The organism is Mesorhizobium sp. IMUNJ 23232, assembly GCF_044326205.1.
GTDB lineage: Bacteria > Pseudomonadota > Alphaproteobacteria > Rhizobiales > Rhizobiaceae > Kumtagia.
Window position 1 is genome coordinate 1 of record NZ_JBIRCY010000117.1, and the last position, 9,586, is coordinate 9,586.

12 protein-coding genes and 1 pseudogene are annotated in these 9,586 nt (G+C 61.7%); 6 read left to right on the forward strand and 7 right to left on the reverse strand.

Going from position 1 to position 9,586, the window contains the following annotated elements; genetic code table 11:
* Together ACH196_RS37025 and ACH196_RS37030 are read left to right on the forward strand one after the other, a co-directional pair.
* Positions 1-841 (forward strand): annotated as a pseudogene (locus tag ACH196_RS37025) (ISNCY family transposase); the annotation flags it as partial.
* A 178-nt stretch (positions 842-1,019) separates the two neighbouring features.
* Complete coding sequence (locus tag ACH196_RS37030) at positions 1,020-1,223, forward strand: hypothetical protein (protein WP_396651813.1); 204 nt, start codon at positions 1,020-1,022, stop codon at positions 1,221-1,223.
* A 256-nt stretch (positions 1,224-1,479) separates the two neighbouring features.
* On the opposite strand, the gene ACH196_RS37035 is transcribed toward ACH196_RS37030, so the two are convergent.
* From ACH196_RS37035 to ACH196_RS37055, 5 genes are all read right to left on the reverse strand, one after another.
* Complete coding sequence (locus tag ACH196_RS37035; RefSeq protein WP_396651814.1) at positions 1,480-2,055, reverse strand: PIN domain-containing protein; 576 nt, start codon at positions 2,053-2,055, stop codon at positions 1,480-1,482.
* The gene (locus tag ACH196_RS37040; protein ID WP_396651815.1) at positions 2,045-2,491 is read right to left on the reverse strand and encodes a DNA-binding protein; all 447 of its coding nucleotides are present in this window, start codon (positions 2,489-2,491) and stop codon (positions 2,045-2,047) included. Before ACH196_RS37040 ends, ACH196_RS37035 begins: the two co-directional genes overlap by 11 nt.
* Before the next feature lie 511 nt (positions 2,492-3,002).
* Positions 3,003-3,248, reverse strand: coding sequence for a hypothetical protein (locus ACH196_RS37045; protein WP_396651816.1), 246 nt, complete (start codon positions 3,246-3,248; stop codon positions 3,003-3,005).
* Between the two features lie 9 nt (positions 3,249-3,257).
* Entirely contained in the window at positions 3,258-5,738 is a 2,481-nt protein-coding gene (locus ACH196_RS37050) for a relaxase/mobilization nuclease domain-containing protein (protein ID WP_396651817.1), read from the reverse strand.
* Positions 5,738-6,133: a plasmid mobilization protein gene (locus ACH196_RS37055; protein WP_396651824.1), complete on the reverse strand. Its 396-nt coding sequence runs from the start codon at positions 6,131-6,133 to the stop codon at positions 5,738-5,740. The genes ACH196_RS37050 and ACH196_RS37055 overlap by 1 nt, the downstream gene beginning before the upstream one ends.
* Before the next feature lie 269 nt (positions 6,134-6,402).
* Between ACH196_RS37055 and ACH196_RS37060 the strand changes: the two genes are divergently transcribed.
* The 3 genes from ACH196_RS37060 (at position 6,403) to ACH196_RS37070 (ending at position 8,135) form a co-directional block, all read left to right on the forward strand.
* Positions 6,403-7,104 carry a ParA family protein gene (locus tag ACH196_RS37060; RefSeq protein WP_396651818.1) on the forward strand — a complete coding sequence of 234 codons (702 nt, stop codon included), beginning with the start codon at positions 6,403-6,405 and terminating at the stop codon, positions 7,102-7,104.
* Positions 7,101-7,457, forward strand: coding sequence for a hypothetical protein (locus tag ACH196_RS37065; RefSeq protein ID WP_396651819.1), 357 nt, complete (start codon positions 7,101-7,103; stop codon positions 7,455-7,457). The genes ACH196_RS37060 and ACH196_RS37065 overlap by 4 nt, the downstream gene beginning before the upstream one ends.
* Before the next feature lie 174 nt (positions 7,458-7,631).
* A complete protein-coding gene (locus tag ACH196_RS37070; protein WP_396651820.1) occupies positions 7,632-8,135 on the forward strand; it encodes an XRE family transcriptional regulator in 504 nt (167 codons plus the stop codon).
* Positions 8,136-8,207: 72 nt separating this feature from the next.
* On the opposite strand, the gene ACH196_RS37075 is transcribed toward ACH196_RS37070, so the two are convergent.
* Positions 8,208-8,372, reverse strand: coding sequence for a hypothetical protein (locus ACH196_RS37075; RefSeq protein WP_396651821.1), 165 nt, complete (start codon positions 8,370-8,372; stop codon positions 8,208-8,210).
* Positions 8,373-8,871: 499 nt separating this feature from the next.
* Here ACH196_RS37075 and ACH196_RS37080 point away from each other — a divergent pair, with 499 nt between their 5' ends.
* Positions 8,872-9,153 carry a WGR domain-containing protein gene (locus ACH196_RS37080; RefSeq protein ID WP_396651822.1) on the forward strand — a complete coding sequence of 94 codons (282 nt, stop codon included), beginning with the start codon at positions 8,872-8,874 and terminating at the stop codon, positions 9,151-9,153.
* A 149-nt stretch (positions 9,154-9,302) separates the two neighbouring features.
* On the opposite strand, the gene ACH196_RS37085 is transcribed toward ACH196_RS37080, so the two are convergent.
* A complete protein-coding gene (locus ACH196_RS37085) occupies positions 9,303-9,545 on the reverse strand; it encodes a hypothetical protein (RefSeq protein ID WP_396651823.1) in 243 nt (80 codons plus the stop codon).
* Positions 9,546-9,586: the final 41 nt, after the last annotated feature.

Below are 9,586 nucleotides of genomic sequence, written 5' to 3' on the forward strand. Positions count from 1 at the left end.
TGAAGTCTGAGAGCACCTTCAGCTACTTCGAGGCGCTGGAACTCTATCTGAAGGCACACGGCTGCCCGGTCGCATTCTATTCCGATAAGCACACGTTTTCCGGGTCGCTAAGAAGGATGCCAAGGCTGGCCGCGGCATGACCCAGTTCGGCCGCGCATTGTCAGAACTCAACATTGAGATCCTGTGCGCCAATTCGAGCCGGGCCAAAGGCCGGGTCGAAAGGGTCAATCGGACGCTGCAGGACCGTCTTGTGAAGGAACTGCGTCTCGCCGGCGTATCGGACATCGAGGCGGCCAATGTGTTCCTGCCGGCGTTCATGGCCGACTTCAACGAGAGGTTCGCCAAGGTCCCTGCCCGGCCAGACAATCTGCATCGCGCTTTGAATGTGCCGCCGGATCGGCTGCGCGACGTGCTGTGCAAGCGCGAGCTGCGTTGTGTGAGCCAGCAATTGTCGTTCTCTTATGAACGTAAGCAAATCATGCTGGAGAAGAACGACATCTTGTGCGGTCTGGTCGGCAAATACGTTGACACCTACGAGTTCGCCGACGGCCGCCTGGATGTTCGCTGGAAGGCATGCTCCCTGCCCTACACCGTCTTCGGCAAGGAGCAGCGCGTCACGCATACCGCGATCACCGAGAACAAGCGGCTCGGCGAGGTGCTGTCCTGGATCAAGGCCCAGCAGGACGATGCAGGGCCGGCGCCGAAGATCAAGACGAACAGCGAGCAGAGCGCCTACAAGAAGCGCGGGACGAAGCCGGGGCGCAGGACGGATTTCATGAACGATCCTGCTGTCATCGCGCGGCGAGAACAGGCACTGGCAAGGTTGGCCGCAGCCGAGTGAGGCGGCTCTCAAAGCTAAAGCCGAGGGAGGCCTACTGGATCGCGCCCGATCGGGCTGCGCAACCCCGACCAGCTGTCGCCCGATCGGGCGCTCTCGTCGGTGCCCAGGAGCGCCTCACTGTCGCATTTCTAACTTGCCGCGCCCTGCCCTCCCAAGCGTGGGATGCGACATTTCTACTTTGCAGAACCGGCGACATTTCTACATCGCCGCCACATCGGATATTGGCGCAAAATGGCCGGCGCCGAAGATCAAGACGAACAGCGAGCAGACCGGCTACAGGAAGCGCGGGCGCAAGCCGGTTCGACGGACGGATTTCATGAACGATCCGACCGTCATCGCGCGGCGTAAACAGGCTCTGGCAAGGTTGGCCGCGGCCGAGTGAAGCGGCTCTCAAAGCTAAAGCCCAGGGGAGCTTGACTGGATCGCCCCCGATCGGGCTGAGCAACCCCGACCAGCTGGCGCCCGATCGGGCGCTCAGGTCGGCGCCAGGAATCGCGCCACTGTCGCATTTCTAACTTGCTGAGCCCTACCCGCTGAAACGCCTATGCGACACTTCTACTTTGCACGCTGCGCGACATTTCTAAATCGTCACCACATGGCTGATGATGATGGATGCGGGCGCTATCAGCGTTGGCCAGTCACAGATCGGATTTGTGTCGCCCGAGGCGCCTTTCGAGCAGTGTGAGCCTTTGGCCCTTGAGCAGGGCGAGAAAGTCCTGCGCCGAAACACCTGATTTCGCCACATTGTGCCGCGCATTGGCAAGTGACCCGACCACGAGGTCAGGTGCCTGATCATAGAGGTCGGTAAGAAACGCATCGGGCGTCGCACGGACCAACCCGTGTTTCTCGGTCGCTTTCACCGGAAAGTCCCGCAGGTTCCAAGTAAGGATGTGGGAGGCGTTCGCTTCGATGGCGGCTGCTACGACGTGGCGATCATCGGGATCGGGTAGTGCAATGCTGTCGACATGACGATGAAACCCGCCGACCAGCGCCTCCGGCAGAGCAAGCTCCATCAGACGCCGTGTGGCCTGAAGCCGCTCAAAAGGGATCGCCGGAACGTTGGCGATCAGACTGCGCATCCATTCATCGTGAATCTCTTCCGTCCACCGTGCATCAAAGAGGCCATCGACGGAGGCCTGAACAAGGATATTGCGCAGATGAAAAGGATATAGAACACAGGCGTCGCAAACGGCGGTTACGGGTTCAAGCGCCATATTGGACGCGCAATTCCTCTGCATCATCGACAAGCGCTTCGATCGCGCCGCGCTGCGCGTCGAGGCGCACTTTCAGAGCCAGCACATCCTTGAGCGAGGCGCGGCGATGCTTACCGACATAGCGAAAGGGTAGATCGCCCCGATCCATCCGGAGCACGACGAGCGGGCGCGACATCCCGAGGATGTTGGACGCTTCCGTTGGGCTGAGTTCCTGTTCTTCGGCAAGAACGGCCACGCGTTCGCCACTCAACAGGCGGTCGATCAGCGCTTCAACGACTGTGGCGGCCGCCGGCGGCAACGCAAGGGTGTCGTCATGTCCGTCCCTGCGACGGACATGCAGTTCGACGCGATCGCCTGCCGTCAGCTTGGGCAGCGGCGTAACCCTCTTGCGATCCTGGTCCGAAAGACCGGCGAATTTGACAAGTTGGCTGGCCATGGCGGTGCTCCTGATGAGTCAATATAGGCGCAACGTGTCGTAACTGCAATAACTGCAATTGCGACAACCGTTTGGGGAAGTCGTCCGGTAGGGAAATCTGCCAATATCGGGCATTCCAGACCCGTCCAATTTAAAGTGTGGGCTCGACCAATCTTAATCGCACTGCCAGAATGCGGTCTCTACCGTGTGTTCCCTGGGGCGTCGTTCACCGGCTATAAGACCGACCAGCCTGACGCATCGATCGCGATAATGTCACCGGCGGCGAAGCGATCATTGCTCAGCGCCGATTGAGGGACGGGCTTCCCGCACCCCACCTTCTGAGAGTAGCCGGCGCGAGGACGTGCGATGGTCGGCGCCATCTCACGCTTTGGCTATATGTTGATCCCGAACGCCGAATTGCCGGGCAATCTCCGTCATCGGCTTCGACCAGACCAGATCATGGAGCTGCGCACCGGCTCAATCTCATCGCATTGCTCTTCAGGCGACCAATTGACGGGGCACCCGAAACCCCTCAGCAAGGGTCCTGCTGAAGTATCTGCTCCCACCCGAGAACGAGTTCCCTGATCGGCACCATCCAGCTCTCGATCGCACGGCAAATGTCAACAAACCAGGTTTCGACCGCGCCAAACTGGGGACCAAAGTAGATGAGCGGGGCTATGATGACGAACGCCAGAATCGCAAATGAGATGAACCCATCCGGTCGATCTTCCGTACCTTCTGGCGAAGGAAGCTGCTGGAAACGCCAGTCATCCTTCACGGTCGCCTCCTAGCGCTCGCGGTCGTCGCGATCGCGGTCCTGACGCTCCTCGAGTTCCAGTTCGATCTGGCGAAGACGCGGCACATGCTGCTGCGGCGGATCCGATCTGGCAAATTCCGCATCGACGGCCTGTGTCCTTTCAAGGGGACGGTCATCGGGATGCCTTGTTCGTTGCTCGGACGGCATGGCCGCCTGCTGCTTGACGATCTCGTCATCCTGCTCTTGCGTCGAACGGACTTCTCGACCCGGATCGCGGTGTTGCTCGGCTTCGGCACTACCCTGGAACACGTCGTAGGCCCGGCGGTTTGCGTCGTCGTCGATTGAAGCAGCTTTTTGATCCGTGTCGTCTCCCCTGTCGCTCCGCACTTGCTCGGCGCGAGACAGTTCGATCTCATCGATCGCACGCTGCAGGTCCTGATCCGGTTTCGCGGTTTCGCGGATATATTGGTTGTCGCCATCGACAGCCAATTCTGCCGCCCGGTTGATTTCCCGGTCGATGCCTGCCCGATAGCTCGCCGTGTAGGATTCCGGCAGTTCACCTGCTTCGATCCGATCAAGCCCGTCCCGATAGTCACTGACCTGAACAAGAACCTCGTCCGCTGTTGCCACCGCGTCCAGTCCGAACCGCGCCACGGCCGCATTCCACTGGGCCTTTGGATCTTCAGACCGACCGTCGCGCGAGCCGCGCGGCTCCTGCCCGCCCTCGCGGTCAACCTGGCGTTCGGTGAACTCGAGGTATTCCCGGCGGATGTCGACCACTTCGCGCGCTGCCGCAGCGATCTCGTCGAAGTCGGCACGATCCATATGATCGAGCGTCTGCTCCACGGATGAAAGGACCGCTTCCACACGATTTTCGTAGGCCTCGAACTCCGGACGCGTCATCTCTCGCATCTGTCCATCCTCACCGTTCACGAACTCGGCAAACTCTATCATATTGGTTATGTTTTTTACAGGTTCCTTTGCACTATCTACGAAAACACGCTCATTTTGAGTGATCCCCGTCAATCCTTCCAAGCGACCGCTCTGAAGCATTGCAAACACGCCCTCGCGCGTGCCGCCCGCCTCATTGGCAAGATCGCTCCAGGCCTCGGCCGCCGCCGCCGTGTACTCTCGGCTGCGGTCCGTGGTTGCGAGGTTGATGTCGTTCGCGCGCTTGCCCCGATAGCGGCCATGAGCGGCTGAGCTGGTCCCTTCGTGCTCGGTGCGGCCACGATAGCTGATAGGGCGCACCTGGTTGCGCGAGTACGCCGGTGCACTGGCAAACTCACGACGGTCGGTCAGCTCCATGTCGATGCCCTGCTCGCGCGCCTTTTCGGCCATCACGGAACGCCAGTCCCGAAACATCTGCGGGCTGGTGACGATCCTGTCGCCAGTCTCCGAGCGCATCGTGATGATCGCGTGGGCATGAATGTGGGGCCGCTTGCCGCCCTCTACCGCTTCCTTTGGATCGAGCGCCGGATCGTGAACGGCAAACACGTAGCGATGTCCGGCAAACTGTTCGCCGAGGAATTCTCGCACGGCAGCTTCGAAGGCCGCCCCATCCGTGCCGGCCCTCGCCGAGACAATCAGGTGCATGACGTCCCTGCCCTTGCGGCTGTGCAAGTCCTTGCGCCATTCCTTCTGGATGAGATCGCCGGCTTGCGTGGCGTCGCCGATCAGCTTGCCAGTGTCGTCGAGGACCTCTCCCTCCGCTCCAGTAACCAGCTCGCGAACACGTGCCGTGCCCCATTCCACCCCATTGCCATAGCCGTGAAACCGGAAGCGGGCCTCGACATCCCGGCCGGCGTCGGAATCATCAAAACGCTGCTGGACGATCTCGGCAGCCTTCCGGTCTCCCGTCAGCCGCTCACCCTCCCCGCCGCGCAGGACAACAACACCGGAGACATAGAGCTGGTCCGAAGATCGCTGCCGCGCGGTGTAGATGAACCGTCGATCATCAAATCCCGCGCGCAGGATCTCGCGCAGCTGGTCGTCCTGGTTGACGTCATCACGCCGTGATGCTGTATCGATCGAGACATGGAAGACGCCGAGATCGCGGCTGGCGGTGCGATTGTCGAAGAGGTGCTCCCACTCTGCCCGCTGTTCGGCGAGTGCATCCTTGCCGAGCACGCGCTCGCCGCGCTCATTCTCGACCGCGACTTCCCCGCCTCGAGACGCATAGCTCATCATCGCGCCGGCACGTGCGCCGCCACCATAAGAGGCCAGCTTGACCACGGCGGGCTGACTGCCGAGCGCCAGCGCACCAAAGCGCGTCCGCATCGAGCGGCCGGCCGCTCCCGCGGCACCACCCGACCCTCGTGCTCCGCTTTCGCCCTTCCGCCGCCGCGCCCGGCCAAAGCCGCCGAGCCCCTCATCGCCAATCCGCGCCGCCCCTCCCCTTCGCGGCTCGTCCCAGTCGCTCTTTTTCGACTGACCGAGTTGCCGTTCATGCAGCAGCATGGCGCGCCGCCGCTCCCACTCCCGTTCGAAGGCGCCGGGAAAGAATTCCATCAGGCGCCCTCCCCGCGTCGGGCAGCCGCCGAGCGCCGCGTCATCTGAGCCAGCTCGGATGCGAGCGTGGTCGCAACGCTTTGCGCGTCTTTGATACTGCCAGTGAGGTCGCCCTCGGTGGGCACCGTGCCGGTGTTGATGGCCCTGGCAATCTGGTTGAGGTTGCCGCCGATCGCACGCATGCCGTCGGCGAGCAGGCCTAGCACCAGGCGATCCCCTTCCCCGAGGAACGGCCGGACGCCGGCGCCCTCCATCGACAGCGATCGGACAAACGCGGAAACGGTCATGCCGGCTGCGCGCGCGGCCTCCTCCAGCGCATCGTACTCGGCAGGCGAGAAGCGGATATGGGCCACCTTCTCCTTCCGTTTCGACGCTTCCGAGATGCTGCGAACCATCGCCAATCACACCTCTGATCGTGGTGGTTGCGGCCGCAGCGGATCGAGGGCCTGTCCCTGGATCGTCAGGAAAATGTATCACATTTTTCCGTATCCTGCCAACAAAAATGATATTACTTCCAGCCATAGGGGCGCAAAAATACCGATTTTACATATTAATATAATTGTGTTTTTTCATGTTCGTGTGCTTCAATAGCGATGTGACTCCACGTCCACACGATCATGGATTCATGTGTGAGTAGAAACACACGTTTATGGGAGATAAGCCGATGACCGTCGTGATCGCAGTCATCAACGGCAAGGGAGGCGCGGGCAAGACCACGGCCCTGATGAACATCGCCGGCGAATATGCGCTCCGTGGCAGCCGCGTCGCCATGATCGACATGGATGCCCGCAACAATCTCATGAAGTGGTGGACGGACTGTCAGGAGAAGGATGCACAGCCCGAGGGCATCGAGGTCTATAGCCACAAGACGGCAAGAGGACTGGAGCGCTGGATGAACGACAATGCCGGTGTATTTGATCATCTTTTGATCGACACGCCCGGCGAGGACACCTCGATTGTGGACCCCGTGATCGCGGCTTCCGACCTGGTGATCTCGCCGATCCAGCCGTCAAAGCGTGAAGTGCTTGGCGCTATCGACAGTTTCGAGAGTGTGCTGCGGGTCAACGAGGCGCTGGGAAAAACCTGCCGGCATGGTGTGCTCCGCACCCGGATCACGGTGACGGTGAGGCACACGGAACTGTACCGGAAGATCAGGCCGATCATGGAGGACACGGTCGGGACCTATCTGTTCCGCACCGAGGTGTTCGAGCGCAATGTCTATAAGGACATCCACAACGGCATCGGCACACTTCAGATGCAGGAGGTGACGGAGGCGATCGCCAAGGCGCGGCGGGAAACACAGGCGCTTGTCGCGGAAGTGGACGAACTGCTCGCGAACGAAGCAGCGACGGGACGCTCAGCATGACCGGCAAGGAGAGTCTGTCACTGGACGAATTCGCCACCGCGCCGCGCCGTCAGCGTCCGGCGGCAAGTTTGGCCCAGGATGACGCCGGGGATGCAAGCCTCGCTGCGCCGCAGAGTGCGCCAGCACCGGCGGCCAGAGAGGAAACGGGGAGAGGCGCGGCATCCAGCGAGGCGCACAAGGCGCTGCGGCAGATGAAACGGACGCGGATGAAGGGCGCAAGCCACTTCGTGAATGTCAATCTGGATCGCGACACGAAGCGTCGGCTGAAGCTGGCCTCTTTTAATATGGACACGTCCATGCAGGCCCTCATGGAGAAGGCCATTCGGCAATATTTGGACGCCAATGGATTCTGAAAGAACGTGTGTCGCGCTTGGCTTGGACCGAGAGTCGAGTTGAAGTCTCGTCCGAATCCCTGCTAGAAACACCATCGTTTTGGCTCAAATTTTTTGGGGTTTGGAGCCAGTTTGGAGATTTTCCCGTCTCTTTCGGCGGGATTCGGACAGCGAGCGGATCGAGCGAGCCAGACGATGGCCATCAAGGATGTACAGGCTTATATCGACCGGCATGGCCTTGTCGAAACGGACGATCCCGAGGCTGGAAAACCGATCTGGCGCAAGCCGGGATTTGGTGGCGTTCGCGGCCTTCTTGAAATCGAGGAGGTGCTGAGCCGCTTTCTGCGCGAGCGCCGGGATGCGCAGAACCTGAACCGCGAGCAGGTCGGCATGATGGTCGGTCTGCATCACGAGATTTACGCCCGGCATGAGCGGGCCGGAGCCAAGCTCAGGGTGACGCGGCTGCTGCATCTGGCCGAGCTGCTCGATTTCTCTCCTATCGAAGCGATCTACGCGGCAGCTCCGCAGTCTTTTGGGGAGACAGAGCAGGAGGCGGAAACCAGGTTCAAGCTTGTGATGCGCATGCTGGACCTGCCGGCTGCCACCGCACAGAACCTGCTCAGGCTGGTCGAGGAACTGTCGCCCGACAGCGGGGCGGAGGACGGACCTAGGCGGCCGGAAGCGAAGCGTAGGCGCTGATGGGACGCGGGAGGCGGAACAGACGCGCTCAGCTGCCTCACCGCTAAGTGCGCCCCGAGGCGCGACGCCGCCCTAGAAGGGAGGCTCGCCGTTCAGGAGGCCTTCATGCTCGGCCCAGATCGCTTCGCGTTCGGCTAGCGCCATTGCCAGTTCCGCCTCGATCCGGCGGCGCTCGTCGACCTTGACGGCGTTCCGCAGTTCTGCGCGCAGTTCCTCAATGTGCTGATCAATCGACATTGTCGTCTCCTTCATCTTGATGACGGAGCCCCGCGACGGGCAAGTCGAGCATCGGGTCAAGGATCGCGAAGCGACCGCCGGAGGCGGCGCGTGGGGGAGCCGATTTTCTGATGGCGCCCTCCTTCAGGGCGACGGCTGAAAATTGGAGGGGCCGCGCAGTCCTTGAGGCGATGGGAGCGGCCAGTAGACTGGGACGTCAGAGAGATAGACCCGCATTCCCGCCAGGGGATGCGTCCATATCCGGCGCCCAGCCGGCGGGAGCGCGAGGGGTTGCCCTCGTGGCATCGGGGGCCGGTCGATCCGGTCCACGATGCCTGCGAGAGGCGATCGTTACCGCAGGCGGAGACTGCGTCAGCAGGCTCCGGGAGCGGCGCGCCAGCGACGCGAGTAGAGCGCGGTCGGCCGCAGCCCGGCTCGCCCAGATGCCGAGCCACGTCATACATCAGCGTCATGAATCGCTGAGCGCCAACCGATTCATGGAACTCGTTGGACGGTGTCGATGACGGGTGCAACACTTGGCGCCATGCCCATCGACGACGCGATCCATCTCCACCGCATTGAGCCCGCTCGCAATATGGCGCGGTACTATCGTATATCGTCGTCGCCGAGCTTGTTCGGCGATATTTGCCTTGTTCGCGAATGGGGAAGGATTGGCCGGCCAGGACGTATCCGCCTCGACCTGTATGACAGTGTTGCGGGAGCCGATGCTGCCGGCGAGGCGCTCCTACGCATGAAGCGGCGGCGGGGCTATCGTGACGTGGAGGCGATCAGCTGCATCTGACAGCACGATCGAGCCAAGCACAAAAAAGGCCCGCGCCGGTTACGCCGGCGCGGGCCTTTTTTTGCTGCTACCTTGACTGAAGATGTTCAGGGCTGCGGCGAATGGGCCGTTATGTGGCGGCCGGCCGGCGCCCTCGGCGAGGTCGTTGTCTAGTGCTGCCTCGATGTCGGTAGCGGCATGAAGTCGAAGCCGCGTGATCGTGCGGCTGCGTGCAAGGCGTCGCTCGTTTCGTATTCGCTGTCAGCGGTGCCGAGCAACAGGGCGAGATTGTCGCCGATATCGTCTGGGAACGCCTGCAGGGAGAAGCTGCGCAACGGTGGATCGTAGCCGATGACGGCATCGGCATTGAAGTGGCCATCGCTGCTGGTGACGGTGATGGTGTAGCGGCTCATGGAAGTCTCCTGATCGAGTGGAGCGGAAGAGAGCCGGCCCC